The organism is Achromobacter sp. 2789STDY5608615, from assembly GCF_001298995.1.
GTDB lineage: Bacteria > Pseudomonadota > Gammaproteobacteria > Burkholderiales > Burkholderiaceae_B > Achromobacter > Achromobacter insuavis.
The window spans coordinates 1-15,113 of sequence record NZ_CYTY01000060.1; the positions used below are offsets into that span (position 1 = coordinate 1).

The window sequence follows — 15,113 nt, forward strand, 5'->3', positions numbered from 1 at the left end:
CCCCCCCCCTTTTCCCATGCGCCTGCCCCTGAATACCCTGCCCGCCTTCCGCGCCGTCGCCGAACTGCAGAACCTGCGCGCGGCGGCCGAACGCCTGCATCTGACCCACAGCGCGGTCAGCCAGCAGATCAAGGGGCTGGAAGAACAACTAGGCTTCCCCTTGTTCGAGCGCAGCGGGCGCGGCATCGTGCTGAACCCGGCCGGCGCGGCGCTGCTGTGCCGCGTGCAGAGCGCGATGGTGTTGCTGGACGAAGGCCTGATGGCGGCCTCGGCCGCCGCGACCGGCAGCGCGCAGCAGTTGCGCGTGTCGGTGCTGCCCTCGTTCGCGCAGCGCTGGCTGTTGCCGCGCATGACGCGCTGGCACAAGCGCCACCCGGACCTGTCGCTGCAGATCGAGACATCGCAGCAGGTAGTGGATCTGCTGCGCGATGGTTTTCACGCCGCGCTGCGATTCGGCCGCGGCCCATGGCCGGGCGTCGAGTCCGAACCGCCGTTCGATATGCCGTTGCCGCTGATCGCGTTGGCCTCGCCCGAAACGGCGGCGGCCTTGCCCGACAACACGCCCGAGACGCTGGCGCGCCAACCCCTGCTGGGCGATCGCGACATGTGGCAGCACTGGTTCAACGCGGCCGGACTGAGCGTGCCGGTGACGCCGGTCGCCACGTTCAACGATGCCGGCATGATGCTGCAGGCCACTGAACAGGGCCTGGGCATCACTCTGGGACGCGAATTGCTGGCCGCGGACGCGATCTGCGCCGGGCGGCTGGTGCAGGTGTCACCGGTGACCGTGCATTATGAGCAGGCCCAGACCTATCACCTGGTCTACCGGCCCAGCCTGCGCGACTGGGAACCTCTGGTGGCGCTGAAGCAATGGCTGCGCGACGAGCTGGAACGCTCCAGCAAGAGTCTGGTGACCGCCGCTGACCATGACGCAGCCAAGACGACGCGCGACAAGAAGGAATGACCCGCCAGAGGGCTTGAACGTCCCGTGGCGGGTAGTCGGCGGGAACCGGATCAGGCGACCTTGCGGGTCGCGGGCGGCACTGCCCGCATGCTGTCGGTCTCGTTGAAGCGCTGGTGCCACGCGAACGCCTCTTCCAGCAGATGGGGGGTCTGACCGCCGCGCTCGCAGGCCCGGTCGAAATAATCCTGCAGGGCTTCGCGATACGACGGGTGCACGCAGTGCTGGATGACGGCGCGGGCGCGTTCGCGCGGCGCCAGGCCGCGCAGGTCGGCCAGGCCGCATTCGGTGACCAGCACGTCGACGTCATGCTCGGTGTGGTCCACGTGGGACACCATCGGCACGACGCTGGAGATATCGCCGTTCTTGGCCATGGATTTCGACACGAAGATCGCCAGGTGCGCATTGCGGGCGAAGTCGCCGGAACCGCCGATGCCGTTCATCATGTGCGTGCCGCCAACGTGGGTCGAGTTGACGTTGCCGTAGATGTCGAACTCCAGCGCGGTATTGATGGCGATGATGCCCAGGCGGCGCACGATCTCCGGCGCGTTGCTGATCTCCTGCGGGCGCAGCACGATGCGTTCGCGGTAGTGGTCGATATTGGCGAGGATCTTCTCGTACACCGGCTTGGACACCGTGATGGACGAGGCCGAGGCGAAGGCCAGCTTGCCCTGGTCGAGCAGCTTGATGGCGCTGTCCTGCAGCACTTCGGAGTACATCGTCAGCCCGTCGAAATCCGACGATTCAAAACCGTGCAGCACGGCGTTGGCGATGGTGCCGATGCCGGCCTGCAGCGGCAGCAGTGAATTGGTCAGGCGGCCGGCGTCCACTTCGCGGCGCAGGAACGCGTTGATGTGCGCGGCGATGGCGTTGGTTTCGACATCCGGGGGCAAGGCGTTGGAGGGGCTGTCGGGCTCGTGCGTGATGACGATGGCGGCGATCTTTTCGGGATCCACCTCGATGAACGGCTGGCCGATGCGCTGGTCGGCCGTCACCAGGCCCATGGGCTCGCGGTTCGGGCGATCGGCCGGCACATAGATGTCGTGCAGGCCCTCGATCGCGGCCGGCACGCCCAGGTTCAGCTCGATGATGACGCAGCGCGCCTGTTGCGCGAACGAGGCCGAGTTGCCCACCGACATCGTCGGCACGATCGCACCGGTCTCGGTGATGGCGGCGGCTTCGATGATGGCCACGTCGACCGGGCCGATGTGGCCGGCGCGCAGTTGCTCGGCCGTCTCGGACAGGTGCTGGTCGATGAAGGCGATCTCGCCCTGGTTGATCTTGCGCCGCAGGGTGGTGTCGACCTGGAACGGCATGCGGCGCGCCAGCGCGTTGGCCTGCGCCAGCATCTTGTCGGTATCGTGGCCCAGCGAGGCGCCCGTGATGAGGGTGATGGCGAGCGGTTCGCGCCCGGCCCGCTCGGCCAGCGCGGCCGGCACCGACTTACAGTCGCCGGCGCGGGTGAAGCCGCTCATGCCGACGGTCATGCCGTCCTGCACCAGCAGGGCCGCCTGTTCGGCGGACGTGATCTTGGCGCGTAGCCCGGGATGGCGGATACGGTCGGTATGCATGGTGTCTCCAGATTCAAAAGCCGGCGGCTCGCGGCCGGACGCGGCGGCGCTGCCGCTCGCATCCAGGCGCCGTCTAGCGCGGCGTTTCCTGATGCCCGAAGCGCCTGGCAGGCCGGCTTCGGGACGAATTTTCCGCAGTATAGGAAGCGCCAGCCAAATCTCGTAATGACTTAAAATCATCCGATCCAGTCGTTTTTTTCATTATTTGAATGTTCCGCGCCTTGCAGAGGAGATGAGCCTTGGACGTGCGCGCCTTGCGGTACTTCGTCGAGACGGTCCGGCACGCCAGCTTCACGCAGGCGGCCAAGGCGCTGTTCGTGACGCAGTCCACCGTCAGCAAGATGATCCGCCAGCTGGAAGAGGAAGCCGGCACGCCGCTGCTGGTGCGCGACGGCCACACGGCGCGCCCCACCGACACTGGCCGCGTGATGTACCAGCGCGGCCTGCAGGTGCTGGAAACCATGCGCCAGCTGAGCGAGGAAATGCGCCAGACGGCGGAGTTGCAGCGCGGTTCGCTGGAGGTCGGCATCCCGCCCATGATCAACCTGCTGTTCACGCCGGTGGTCAAGCGCTTTCGCGAACTGCACCCCGGCATCCACCTGACCCTGCGGGAAGGCACCGGCCGCGCGGTCGAGGACCTGGTGGCGGGCGGCGAACTGGAAGTGGGCGCCACCATCCTGCCGATCGCGCCCGACAGCGGCCTGGCGGCGCAGGCCTTCGGCAGCTATCCGATCTGGGTGATCGGGCCGCCCGACGCGGCCTGGGCCGGCAAGACCTCGCTGCCCTTGAGCGCGCTGCGCGATACCCGCCTGCTGATTCCCACGGACGATTTCGCCATGACGCGGCGGCTGCGCCAGGCGTTTGCCGATGCCGGGCTGCAACCCGGCATCGCGGCGCAGAGCGCGCACTGGGACTTCCTGGTGGCGATGGCGTCGGCCGGCCTGGGCGTGGCGCTGCTGCCCGAACCGCTGATGCTGCGGATGAAGACGCGCGGGCTCAGCACCGCCAAGCTGGCCAAGTCCGGCCTGCAATGGGAGGTCGGCCACATCTGGCAGCAATCCGGTTACCTGTCGTACGCCGCCCGCGCCTGGCTGGAGATCTGCGACGCGGTGCTGGGCGGGCCCCGGCGGGCCCGGGCCGATAAGCGCGCGGCGCAGTCCTGAAGCCGCAGCCGCGAGGCCCCGCCCGCCTGGCGACGGCCACCGGGATTCCGGCTCAAATCCGCCCCCGTTTTTTGGTTTCCCACGCCCACGGATCGGCGCCGGCGAAGGCCGGAATCTAACGGGGGACATAGCTGAGTTTTTGTTGCAGCGGACCGGGCCGCGGCTTGTTATGCTGCCGCCTCGACGCGATCCCATCGCCCCAAGAATCATGATCCCGAACCCGCAACATCCGCTCTTGCGCGCCCTGCCGCGCCGCCGTTCTTTTGCCGCGCTGATCGCCGGCCTGCTGCTGGCGCTGTGCCTGGCGCCCGCGTTCGCCGCCGCGCCCGCGTCGCCCGCCGAAACGGACGCCATGCTGGCCGGCGCCCGCAAGCAGCTCGACGACATCCGCAAGCGCGTCCCGGACGAGACCGACGACGCCGACCTGCTCAAGCAGCGCGGCGATGTCCTCGACATCCAGTCCAAGGCGGATGCCACCGCCGATGCGCTCACGCCGCAGCTGACCAGCGTGACCGCGCGCCTGAGCGAGCTCGGCGCGCCGCCGGAGGGCGTCAAGGAGGCGCCCGACGTGGCGGCGCAGCGCATGCAGCTGGAAAAGAACAGCCGCGCGCTGGACGCGCAGATCAAGCTGGCGCGGCTGCTGTCGGTCGATGCCGCGCAGACCGCGGAACAGATCTCGGGCCTGCGCCGCACGCAATTCCAGGCGCGCCTGGGCGAACGGCGCGACTCGTTCCTGTCTGGCCAATTCTGGGCCGAATTCCGCGAGGAATTCCCCGGCGACCTGGAGCGCCTGGTGGCGCTGCGCAACGATCTGGCCACCGCCGTCGGCCAGACGCCGAAATGGGGCTGGCTGCTGCTGGCCGCCGCGGCGGCGCTGGCGATCGCGCTGCGCGTCTGGATCGGCCGGGTGCTGTTGCGGCTCACGGCCACGCGCGTGCCGCCCGGACGCCTGCGCCGCTCGTTCCTGGCGGTGGCGCTGTTGACGCTGGCCGTCGCCACGCCCGGGGTCATCGCGCTGCTGATCCACATCGGCCTGGACTGGAATTCACAGCTGTCGGAAAGCACCAGCGCCCTGCTGGCCAATCTGGTCGCCACGGTCTGTTTTGGCGGCTATGTGTCGGGCCTGGGCTATGCGCTGCTGTCCGCCAACCGGCCGTCATGGCGGCTGCCGCCGATCTCCGACAAGGTGGCGCACCGCCTGCGCTGGCTGCCCGGCGTGCTGGGCGTGATCGTCGTGATGATCTGGCTGGCCGAACGGCTGCCTGTGCTGCTCAACGCCAGTCTCACCACCACCATCACCCTGACCGGCATCGTGGCCGTGTTCGTGATGATGACGATGGCGGTGGCGCTGTCGATCGGCCGCCGGCTGCGGCGCCGCGCGTTGCGGGAAGACGGCCCGCCGCCGCCCTTCTGGACCTCGCTGCTGCTGACCGCGACCGGCACGGTGCTGGCGATCAGCCTGGCCAGCCTGCTGGCTGGCTACGTCGCCTTCGGCAGTTTCCTGACCAAGCAGGTGCTGTGGGTCGTGATCATCCTGGCGTCGGCCTACCTGCTGGCCGTGCTGATCGAGGACGGCTTCAGCACCCTGCTGGGCACGTCGCACCGCGAAGACAGCGAAGGCCCCAGCCTGCGCGACCAGGCCGCCGTGCTGCTGTCCGGCGTGGGCCGCGTGGCGGTGGGCCTGCTGGCCCTGATCCTGCTGCTGGCGCCGTTCGGCGAAGGGCCGATGGACCTGCTGCAGCGCTTCGACCAGCTGCGCAAGGGCCTGGCCATCGGCGAAGCGCAGATCCGTCCGGGCGCGGTGCTGCAAGCCCTGCTGGTGCTGGGCCTGTCGCTGCTGGGCGTGAAGATGCTCAAGCGCTGGCTGTCGAACCGTTACCTGCCGACGACGGAACTGGATCCGGGCATGCAGCTGTCGGCCGCGACGCTGTTCGGCTATGCCGGCTTCGTGCTGGCGGTGGCGCTGTCGCTGTCGGCCGCCGGCATCGGGCTCGAACGGGTGGCGTGGATCGCCAGCGCGCTGTCCGTAGGTATCGGTTTCGGCCTGCAGGCGGTGGTGCAGAACTTTGTGTCGGGCCTGATCCTGCTGGCCGAGCGGCCGGTCAAGGTGGGCGACTGGGTCTCGCTGGGCGGCGTGGAGGGCGACATCCTGCGCATCAACGTGCGCGCCACGGAAATCCAGATGGGCGACCGTTCCACGGTGATCGTGCCGAATTCGGAGTTCGTGACCAAGACGGTGCGCAATGTCACGCGGTCCAACCCGCTGGGGCTGGTGCAGATCAAGTTGCCGCTGCCGCTATCAACCGATGCGCAACGGGTGCGCGAGCTGATCCTGCAAGCCTTCGCCGACCATGAGGATGTGCTGGAGACGCCGGCGCCGAATGTGTTCCTGGATGGCATCGAGGGCGGCAACCTGGTGTTCAACGCCAAGGGCTATGTCTCGTCGCCACGCTCGTCCTACGGCGTGCGCAGCGCGCTGCTGTTCACGCTGCTGCAGCGGCTGCATGACGCCGGGCTGGAGGTATCGTCGCCGCCCACGATGCTGCTGGCATCCGCGCCCCAGACCGCGGCCTTGCAGCAGCCCGGCGCGGCCGAGGGGCCGGGCGCCGCGGCCACGCCCGCCGCAACGCCCTGAACGCCTGGAACCGCGATCGCCGCACACGATCATCAACCCGGCGAATAGAAGTCGGCCAGGCCCTGCCGGTCCATGCGCGGATTGCGCAGCGTCGGCGCATTGACCATGGCGTTCTGCCCCGACATCACCGGGTAGGCCTGCGCGACCGGCGCCGGCGCCACGTACTGGGCGCTGGGCGACTGCGGCTGGGCGGGCGCGTACTGCGCTTGCGTCGGCGCGACGGGCGCGGTCTGCGCGACGTTCTGCGAGGGATTCTCGAAGCGGTGATCCGCCGTGGTCAGCGAGGGATTGGTGCACAGGCCCTGCGCGGTGAGCGCGGCCTTGGTCCGATCGTCGGTCTGGCACAGGATGTCCACGGCGGCCGTCTCCAGCCGGCGCGACCGGTCCGGATCCTTGGTCGACGCGGCCGCCTGCATGGTGCGCTCGAAGTTGCGCCGCAGACTGCACTTCTGGTCCTCGACCGGGAACGCCACGTTCATGCCGAAGCCGACCACCGAGCCGCCGCCGCCCGCCGACACCATGCAGCTGTCGGAAGAGAACGATCCATAGAAGCTCTGTGCGCCGATCGGCGGCGCGGTCCGCAGGGTGCTCGATCCACTGTTGTTGGAATTGAGCGTGATGCCCTGGTTGTTGCCGGCATTGGTGGAGCCCGACGAGGCCGAGGTGGTCGCGGCGGAAGAACTGGTCTGGGCGCCCGCGGAAAAGGCCACCAGCGACAGCGACAGAGATAAGGCAAGCGCAAGGGTTTTCATGATGTCCTCTCGACCGGACGGCCGAAGCCGTCCGGATTGCGTGCTGCTCAGTGACCGAAACCGCCCACGGGGCCGATGCCATGGATCGACGCGGTCGCGCCGATCGCACCGGCGTTGAACGTGCCGGTCGCCGTGGCATTGGTGGTGGTGCTGCCGAACGTTGCGCCGCCGTTGGCGATGCTGTCGCCCACCATGATCGGCGCGTTGCCATGGATCTGGCCGTAGGTTTCGCTGGTCGCGTATTGCCGCGTGCTGGTGACCGCGGTGGTGCCATCCGGGCTGAAGGATCCGCCCGCGGTGGCGACGCCTCCCGTTTCACCGAACGACGTCTGGCTCGACGAGCCATAGCCGTTGATCTGGGTCGAAACCACGGAAGTACCCGTGGAGACCGAGGACACCGTCCCGGTGATGGTGCCAACATGGCCAGACGCGGAAATGCTGGGCTGGCCCGGTCCGCTCGCATAGGCGGCCGAAACCGCGACGAGGGACAACGCTGCGACTGCTGCGAGCTTTTTCATTTGAGCTCCTCCTGATCCGCCCGATGCGGATGAACAGGTGCCGGTGGCCGACCGGCGCGGACCTTTACCACCCCGACGCAGTACGCCCATACGGCAACGTGGCGTTTGGGACTTTCGTATTGGTACGGAATGATTGCTCCGGACTAAGGACGTCGATATCGGTTAAACGGGCGACCGCCCTCCAGAGACGGAGCGCGAAGACGTAAAAGATGGCGTGGAATCTGCGAACACCGCGACGCGGGCCATGCATATGGAGGAGTCGCGGCGCGCGCCGGGCGAAATTGCTGCGCCGCATCTCAGCTCATAGGATGGGGCGCCGCCGCGCGCTCTCGCGCGATTTACCTAGCGCGCACGGCGGCGGGCGGCAAGGAGGCAACCTTTAGGCTGACTGTCAGGAGAGTGTGACGGCCGGCGCGACCGGCCCGGGTTCAACGCGGACCAGGCGCGACGACACGGTCGAGCAGGCGCGCCGATTCCCACCGCGCCAGCGCCAGATCCACCGCGACGAGCAGCAGCAGCACGCCGAGTTCGGCCAGTTCCATCTCGGCCCACAGGTGATAGCAGGCCAGTAGCGCGATGCCTGCCGCGCCGGCCAGCCAGCAGGGCCAGGCCGGCAGCAAGACCGCCGGCGCGGCCGCGCGGGCCTGGCGCAGCACCAGCCAGGCGATGAGCGGCAGGCCCAGCATGGACAACGGGATGTAGATCGCAATGGCCGACAACACGGCGACCACGCTGAACTGGGTCGGCGAGGCCAGCGCCATGATGGCGAGCGCGGCGACCCCGGCATACCAGAGCAGGCGGGCGGCGACGAGGCGCGGCAGCGAAAGGACGGATCGGTTCATCGGGACGGAATTTTGGGCCATACTACTCCGCCCGGCCGGCCCCTGCCCGGCCTCTTTATCCGGAGACACCATCATGATCCAGGAGATTGCCAGCATCCATGTCCGCGAAGGACAGGAAGCCCTGTTCGAGGCCGGCGTGGCGCAGGCCAAGCCGCTGTTCCTGCGGGCCCGCGGCTGCCACGGCATGGAGCTGTACCGCAGCATCGAGCAGCCGCAGCGCTACACGCTGGTGGTGGATTGGGAAACCGTCGAAAACCATATGGTGGATTTCCGGGAATCTTCCGATTTTCAGGAGTGGCGCAAACTCGTGGCGGGCTTCTTCGTCGAGCCGCCCCAGGTGCACCACGAGCAAAAGGTGGTCTGAGGTTCAGGCCGCGTCCGGCGGATCGTCATACTTGCGCGCGCTGCCGCGAAAACGATCCGCGGGATACTTCACCGCGTTCCGGGCCATCTTGGCCTGGACCGCGGCCGCGATGTCCACGCCCAGCTGATCCGCCAGGGCCACCAGGTACATCTGCACATCGGCGATCTCGTCGGCCGCGTCCGCCAGCAGCGCCGCGGACGGCTGGCGCGACTCCTGTTCGGTCAGCCACTGGAACAGCGCCAGCAACTCGCCCGCTTCCCCCGACAACGCCATCGCCAGGTTCTTGGGCGAATGGAAGCGCTGCCACTCGCGTTCGGCGGTGAAGGCCCGCAGGGCCTGCCGGATATGTTCCAGGTCGGACATGATGGTTCCGTTGAAACGTGGCGCGGCCTCAGGCCACGGCCAACCTCGAACTGGCCGCCAATGCGACGGCCACCGTGGTGCGCACGTCGGCCAGCGCCCGGTGGGTGGGCTCGGATGCGCCCACGTGCCGCGCCAGCACGTCCAGCTTGTGCGAGGGCAGCTCGGGCCAGGCGCGCCGCGCCAGCACCAGCGTGCAATGCGTGGCGTTGGCGAACGGCAGGCCGGTCTGGAGCGCGGCGGCGTCCAGGAAGCGGCGGTCGAACGAGGCATTGTGGAAAAACACCGGCAGGTCGCCGACGAAGTCCAGGAACGCCGCGAAGGCCTGCGCCACGGGCACGCCCTGGCGGTCGACCTCGGACTGGGTGATGCCGGTGAGGCGGGTGATGAACGGCGGCACCGAGGCGCGGGTGCGCACCACCTGCGCGTATTCCTGTTCGGCCGCGCCGCCCGCGCCGACGCGCACCGCGGCGAATTCCAGGATTTCGCACGACGCGGTCGACAGCCCGGTGGTTTCCAGGTCGGCCACCACGAACGGGCCGCGCAAGGCGTTCAAGGCGGCGGCAACGGCCGCGGACGGCTGCCCGGAGGCGGCGCGCGGCGCGGCGCCGGCCGGCCGCGCACGGCGATAGTAGAAGGCCATGGCCTCAGCGCGCCGCGGACAGCGGCGCGAACCGCGGCGAGCCGTCGGCCAACTGGCCGAAGAACAGGTCGGCCGGGCGCACCCACAGGCCACGCGCGTGCGGCCACAGGTGTTCGTAGACCACCATGGATTCCTCGGTCTCGGAATGGCGGGCGGTATCGATATAGCGATACAGGCCGCCCTTGTAATGGCGATGGGTGGCGAGAGCCAGGGCTTCGGATTCGGTCATGGGGAATTGCCGCAAAAAACACGGCCCGGGCCGGAAACTTCCTGCCTGGGCCGACGGGTTCGTACAAGACCGTATTTATAGCGCACTCGGGCGGCGGGCGCGCCGCCGCCCTCGCATCAGTAACGCACATACTCCAGCACGGGCTTGGGCGGCAGCGGCGTATTGGCGGCCTGCCGGGCCCGCACCGACGGCGCCACCGGCTTGACCGCCGTCCTGAGCGTCGGGCTGCCGCCGTGCAGTTCATGCGCGGCCTGCAGCGCGGACGCCGCCTCGGCCGTCATCTGGGTGATGTCCTCGGTCACTTCGCCCAGCTTGGCCGATTGCGCCAGCGAGACCTCGACTACTTCGCCCATGATCTCGGTGACCCGCCGCGACGACGCGACGATGTCTTCCATGGTGGTGCCAGCCGATTGCACCTGGCGGGCGCCGCTGCCGATCTGCTCGACCGACGTGGTGATCAGCCCTTTGATTTCCTTGGCCGCGGCGGCGCTGTTCTGCGCCAGGCTGCGCACCTCCGCCGCCACCACCGCGAAGCCCTTGCCATGCACGCCGGCGCGCGCCGCCTCGACCGCGGCATTGAGCGCCAGGATATTGGTCTGGAACGCGATGCCGTCCATGACGCCGATGATTTCCGAGATGCGCTTGGAACTGTCGGTGATGGCGCCCATGGTGCGGACCACGCCCGCGACGGTCTTGCCGCCCTCTTCGGCCACCCGGCAGGCGTCCTGCGCCAGGGAATTGGCCTGGCTGGCGCGCTCCGCGTTTTCGGTCAGGCCCTGCACCGCCACCCGCAGCGTCTGGGCGGCGGTAAACCGCTTGGTGATGTCGGTGGCGAATTTCACCACTTTGAACGGCCGGCCCTCGGCATCGAAAATCGGGTTGTAGCTGGCCTCGATCCAGACATGGCGACCATTCTTGCCGATGCGCAGGTATTGACCGGTGTCATGCTGGCCGCTGCGCAGTTTGCGCCAGAATTCGGCATAGGCGCCGCTGCGCGCCTCTTCGGGCAGCACGAACATGCTGTGGTGACGCCCGCGCACTTCGTCCTCGTGATAACCGACGGCGTTCAGGAACAGATCGTTGGCGCGGATGATGGTGCCGTCCAGTTCGAACTCGATAATGGCCTGCACTTTGGAAATGGCCTCGAGCTGGCCCTCGGTATCCGCCTGGCGCTGCTGTTGCTCGGTAATGTCGGTGGCGTACTTGACCACCTTGAAGGGCCGGCCGTGTTTATCGAAGATGGGGTTATAGCTGGCCTGCAGCCAGACGTCGCTGCCATCCCTGCGAATGCGGCGGTAGCGGCCCGCGTCGTGCGCGCCCTGGCCCAGCTTGTCCCAGAAGGCGAGGTATTCGGCGGATTCCCGGTCCTCGGGCACCACGAACATGCGGTGATGCTGCCCCAGGACCTCGTCCAGCTCATAACCCATGGTGTCGAGGAAATTCTGGTTGGCCATCAGGACATGGCCTTCGAGATCAAACTCGATCACCGCCTGCGCTTTGTGAATTGCCGCGATCTGCCCGTATAGATCCGCTTTCTGCATGCCGCGCTCGCCGCGCAGCAGGCGTTTGAGGGTAAGCCATTGCATGTTGACGTCTCCCGCAGGGAATGGGACGAGTGTGCTGAAAATCGATAGAGAAACCTTGGCTTGTCTGAAGCAGTTGCTTGGCGCGTCCCAGGAATCAAGCGCCGCATGCCGCGCCGCATGCACACGCTTGCCTGCAGTTCCATCGCCCGGGTAGCGACGGCAGGTCAAGAATTACAGAAAACGGAAGAATGTATCCAGTCGAAAATATTTAATCCTAAAAATGAGCTGTTCTCAATATATTCATTGATGACTGACTAAAAAAAACTCGGCAACGGATATTTCACCGCGTTTCACGATTAACGCCCGTCTGACTTTTCGTTATTGATCCGGGTTAATACGAATCCGCCCCCGTATTTTCAGATATAAGTCAGAGGAATAATGGGGGCCGCGCCGGCGGCGGCCCCATTTAATTAACACGGCAATAAATACGCACCGGATCCGAATCCCCCGAATGCGGTGACCGCGGCCTGGAATCGTTATTCAGCGTCCAGCTCGCGATAATGGCGGAATATGCCCTCGCCGAATGGCAGGCGCCTGCCGCTGGCGAAATACGGCTGCAACGCCGGCAGTTCCGCGACGCGCCGATGCAAGGCCATGACCTTGGGAAACTTCATCGCCTGCGTGCCCATGCGCCTGGGAAAGGCGAACAGCAGGCCGTCGACCAGATGGAACAACGACAGGTCGGCATAACTCCAGCGCTTGCCGCCCGCCAGCCACGCGTCGGGACCGGCCAGCACCCGCTCGAAATACCCCAGGAACTTGGGAATGCGTTCCTCGCGGAAACCGCGGGCGCGCCGCGCCGCTTCCTCCTTCTGGTCCTCGTAATAATCGCTGGCCGAAATCGGGTGATGGGTATCGTGCGCCTCGGCCACCATGTCGGCAATGGTCAGCTGCAATTGGTTGACCCACAGGCGTCCCGACACCGTGGCGGGCGCCAGGCCGTGCTTTTCGCCGAGGAACAGCAGGATGTTGGCGGTTTGCGCCAGGGTCATTTTCCCGGCCACCAGATACGGCGGCGCGAAAGGCGGCTGCTTGCGATCGGACAGCATGTCCTGGATCAACGCATCTTCGCCAATGCCGGGCTCGCGCGCGCGTTCACGGTAAGGAATACCGCCGGCTTCAAGCGCCAGGCGCACGAATTCTCCGCGGCCGGGAATGCCGTCCCAATACCAAAGGTCGTATGTCATGCGTTCTCCTTGCCGGGGCAAGGCTACGCGGGAAAGACGCTGATCTCGCCTTCGTGCCGCGCGGCGTGCTGCCCGTGGCTTTGCTGATACTGGCGCGGAGATAGTCCGAAATGCGCGCGGAAATCGCGTGAAAAATGCGCGCCGTCGGCAAACCCGCAATCCAGCGCGATTTGCGTGATGCTGCAGGCATTATTAAGCAACAACCAGCTGCCATATTCCAGCCGCAATTGCCGCTGGAACGCCATCGGCGACATGCCGGTGGCCAGGCGGAAGGCGCGCTCCAGCTGGCGCCGGCCCACGCCGACATAACGCGCGATGGCATCCAGCGGCGGCGGATTGTCGATGCGCTGCTCGATGAAATGCGCCGCCTGGCGCACCCGCAGGTCCTGGATGCCGGACAGGTCGGTGCGGAAATGCGCCTGCGGCACGCGGCCCGGCCGCGCGCCCTGCAGCATCATGTGGCGCATGGCCTGCTGCGCCTTGTCGCGGCCGCAATGCCGCGCCACCAGGTACAGGCCCAGGTCGATGGCGGCGGTGGAGCCGGCGCAGGAAATCAGGTCGCCCTCGTCGACGAACAGGCGGTCGACCACCGCGCGGGTCGCGGGAAAGCGCTCGCGGAAGGTTTCCAGCACGTTCCAATGCACGCACACCGTGCGCGGCCCGATCACGTCGGCCTGCGCCAGCGCAAAGGTGCCGGTGCAGATGCCGAGCAGGCGCACCCGCAGCGCCGCGGCGCGCCGCAGCCAGTCGCGCAGGGGCTCGGGCATGCGGCCGCTGGAATAGTCGTTGCCGCCGCAAATCGCGACATAGTCGAACTGCGCCGGGTCCTCGGGCAGGCCAGCTTCGACCTCGATCGTCAGCCCGGCGCTGGAGCAGCGCGGCTTGCCGTCCCAGCTCATCACCCGCCACGCGGTATGGATCTGGCGGCTGCGGCCGCCATGGTCGCCGGCCAGCCGCAACACGTCGACGAAACCGGCGAACGCCGCGAGCGTGAACTGGTCCAGCAGCACGATGCCGATGGTCAGGGCGGGTTTTCCCTGAGGCAGGTGTGCTTCGCCGTCTTCATAGGAGAGCGGCAAGGACGGGGGTGGCGCGGCGACGGACATGACGCAATTATTCAAGTTTATGTCCCGCGTCTTCAAGCTCGTTTTCCCGAGCATCGCCCAAGATGTGCCTGTGGTACTTGAGTCAATGAATCGCGGATCGACAAATCTACAAGGGGAATCCGACATGGCAACAAACACCCGCAGCGCGCTGGGCGCGGCGGCGCTCGGCGCGGGGCTGCTCCTGGCTTCGCACGCGGCGCTGGCGCAACAGCAGAAAATCACCGTCGCCTGGTACGGCGGCAACTGGGGCGACGCGTTCCGCGCCTGCGTGGCCGAGCCCTTCACCAAAGCGACCGGCGTCACCGTGGTGCCGGAAGTCGGCACCTCCACCACCACCCTGGCCAAGCTGCAGCAGCAGAAGGGCGCGCCGACCATCGACGTGGCCTGGATGGACGGCGGCATCAGCGAGCTGGCGCAGCAGGCCGGCGTGCTGGACGCGCTGGACGCCAGCGCCATTCCCAACCTGAAGAACGTCATCGAGCAGGGCGTGTACCGCGACGGCAATGCCGCCTTCGCGGTCAGCACCGGCTATTACTCGCTCGGCATCACCTACAGCACCAAGGAAGTGACGCAGCCGCCGACCAGCTGGAAGGACCTGTGGAAGCCCGAGTATGCCGGCGCGGTGGCGGTGCCCTCGCCCGCCAACTCGTCGGGCGTGCCGTTCATCTTCTTCCTGGCGCGGGTCTGGGCGATCGACCCGTCGAACCTGGCGCCGCTCTATTCCAAGCTGGCCTCGCTGGACACCGCGCTGTTCTTCGACAGCTCGGGCGCGGCCACCAACGCCTTCCAGAGCGGCGAAGCGGTGATCGGCGCGCACTTCAACGTCGGCGCCTGGGACCTGATCGACAAGGGCCTGCCGATCGGCTTCACCGTGCCCAAGGAAGGCGTGTGGGCCACCGACGCCCGCCTGCACCTGGTCAAGGGCGCGCCCAACAAGGCCGCGGCGCAGAAGTTCATCGACACCGCGCTGACGCCGGACGCGGCCGCCTGCCTGGCGACCAAGCTCTACCTCGGCCCGGCGGTCAAGGACGTGCAGGTCTCCAAGGACGTCGCCCGCAAGCTGCCCTGGGGCGCCGACGGCTCGGTCAAGAACCTGAGCCTGTTCGACTGGAACATCATCAACGCCCGCCGCGCCGAGGTCACCGACGCGTGGAACCGGCAGGTCGCCCGCAAGCGCTGAGCAAGGTCCGTTCCCC

At 67.4% G+C, this 15,113-nt stretch carries 15 protein-coding genes; 5 read left to right on the forward strand and 10 right to left on the reverse strand.

Translation table 11 applies throughout. The annotated features are described in order from the left end of the window. The first annotated feature begins 16 nt into the window (after window positions 1-16). On the forward strand, window positions 17-964 hold the full coding sequence (locus AOZ49_RS29380) for a LysR substrate-binding domain-containing protein (protein WP_054479404.1): 948 nt from the start codon (window positions 17-19) through the stop codon (window positions 962-964). A 50-nt stretch (window positions 965-1,014) separates the two neighbouring features. Here the strand turns inward: AOZ49_RS29380 and AOZ49_RS29385 are convergent, their stop codons facing one another. Further along, window positions 1,015-2,532, reverse strand: coding sequence for an acetyl-CoA hydrolase/transferase family protein (locus AOZ49_RS29385; RefSeq protein ID WP_054479407.1), 1,518 nt, complete (start codon window positions 2,530-2,532; stop codon window positions 1,015-1,017). A gap of 239 nt (window positions 2,533-2,771) precedes the next feature. Between AOZ49_RS29385 and AOZ49_RS29390 the strand changes: the two genes are divergently transcribed. Together AOZ49_RS29390 and AOZ49_RS29395 are read left to right on the forward strand one after the other, a co-directional pair. Then, entirely contained in the window at window positions 2,772-3,695 is a 924-nt protein-coding gene (locus tag AOZ49_RS29390; RefSeq protein WP_054479409.1) for a LysR family transcriptional regulator, read from the forward strand. A 208-nt stretch (window positions 3,696-3,903) separates the two neighbouring features. Next, a complete protein-coding gene (locus tag AOZ49_RS29395; protein ID WP_054479412.1) occupies window positions 3,904-6,330 on the forward strand; it encodes a DUF3772 domain-containing protein in 2,427 nt (808 codons plus the stop codon). Between the two features lie 32 nt (window positions 6,331-6,362). Here the strand turns inward: AOZ49_RS29395 and AOZ49_RS29400 are convergent, their stop codons facing one another. From AOZ49_RS29400 to AOZ49_RS29410, 3 genes are all read right to left on the reverse strand, one after another. Beyond that, window positions 6,363-7,082, reverse strand: a complete 720-nt coding sequence (locus AOZ49_RS29400) for a hypothetical protein (protein WP_054479414.1) — start codon at window positions 7,080-7,082, stop codon at window positions 6,363-6,365. A 47-nt stretch (window positions 7,083-7,129) separates the two neighbouring features. Then, entirely contained in the window at window positions 7,130-7,600 is a 471-nt protein-coding gene (locus AOZ49_RS29405; protein ID WP_054428311.1) for a hypothetical protein, read from the reverse strand. A gap of 428 nt (window positions 7,601-8,028) precedes the next feature. Continuing rightward, window positions 8,029-8,538, reverse strand: coding sequence for a hypothetical protein (locus AOZ49_RS29410; RefSeq protein ID WP_231690479.1), 510 nt, complete (start codon window positions 8,536-8,538; stop codon window positions 8,029-8,031). Between AOZ49_RS29410 and AOZ49_RS29415 the strand changes: the two genes are divergently transcribed. Continuing rightward, entirely contained in the window at window positions 8,516-8,806 is a 291-nt protein-coding gene (locus AOZ49_RS29415) for an antibiotic biosynthesis monooxygenase family protein (RefSeq protein ID WP_006390640.1), read from the forward strand. The genes AOZ49_RS29410 and AOZ49_RS29415 overlap by 23 nt on opposite strands. Window positions 8,807-8,809: 3 nt before the next feature. Here AOZ49_RS29415 and AOZ49_RS29420 read toward each other — a convergent pair whose 3' ends face one another. The 6 genes from AOZ49_RS29420 to AOZ49_RS29445 form a co-directional block, all read right to left on the reverse strand. After that, on the reverse strand, window positions 8,810-9,169 hold the full coding sequence (locus tag AOZ49_RS29420; RefSeq protein ID WP_054428315.1) for a nucleotide pyrophosphohydrolase: 360 nt from the start codon (window positions 9,167-9,169) through the stop codon (window positions 8,810-8,812). A gap of 28 nt (window positions 9,170-9,197) precedes the next feature. Next, on the reverse strand, window positions 9,198-9,809 hold the full coding sequence (locus AOZ49_RS29425) for a 3'-5' exonuclease (RefSeq protein WP_082380633.1): 612 nt from the start codon (window positions 9,807-9,809) through the stop codon (window positions 9,198-9,200). A gap of 4 nt (window positions 9,810-9,813) precedes the next feature. Beyond that, complete coding sequence (locus AOZ49_RS29430) at window positions 9,814-10,038, reverse strand: DUF1653 domain-containing protein (protein ID WP_054428317.1); 225 nt, start codon at window positions 10,036-10,038, stop codon at window positions 9,814-9,816. A gap of 116 nt (window positions 10,039-10,154) precedes the next feature. After that, window positions 10,155-11,624: a methyl-accepting chemotaxis protein gene (locus tag AOZ49_RS29435; RefSeq protein WP_054428319.1), complete on the reverse strand. Its 1,470-nt coding sequence runs from the start codon at window positions 11,622-11,624 to the stop codon at window positions 10,155-10,157. A 476-nt stretch (window positions 11,625-12,100) separates the two neighbouring features. Further along, window positions 12,101-12,811 carry a glutathione S-transferase gene (locus tag AOZ49_RS29440; protein ID WP_054479417.1) on the reverse strand — a complete coding sequence of 237 codons (711 nt, stop codon included), beginning with the start codon at window positions 12,809-12,811 and terminating at the stop codon, window positions 12,101-12,103. Between the two features lie 23 nt (window positions 12,812-12,834). Beyond that, window positions 12,835-13,917 carry a GlxA family transcriptional regulator gene (locus AOZ49_RS29445; protein ID WP_082380634.1) on the reverse strand — a complete coding sequence of 361 codons (1,083 nt, stop codon included), beginning with the start codon at window positions 13,915-13,917 and terminating at the stop codon, window positions 12,835-12,837. 124 nt (window positions 13,918-14,041) lie between these two features. On the opposite strand from AOZ49_RS29445, the gene AOZ49_RS29450 reads away from it, so the two are divergent. Next, on the forward strand, window positions 14,042-15,097 hold the full coding sequence (locus AOZ49_RS29450; protein WP_054428325.1) for an ABC transporter substrate-binding protein: 1,056 nt from the start codon (window positions 14,042-14,044) through the stop codon (window positions 15,095-15,097). Window positions 15,098-15,113: the final 16 nt, after the last annotated feature.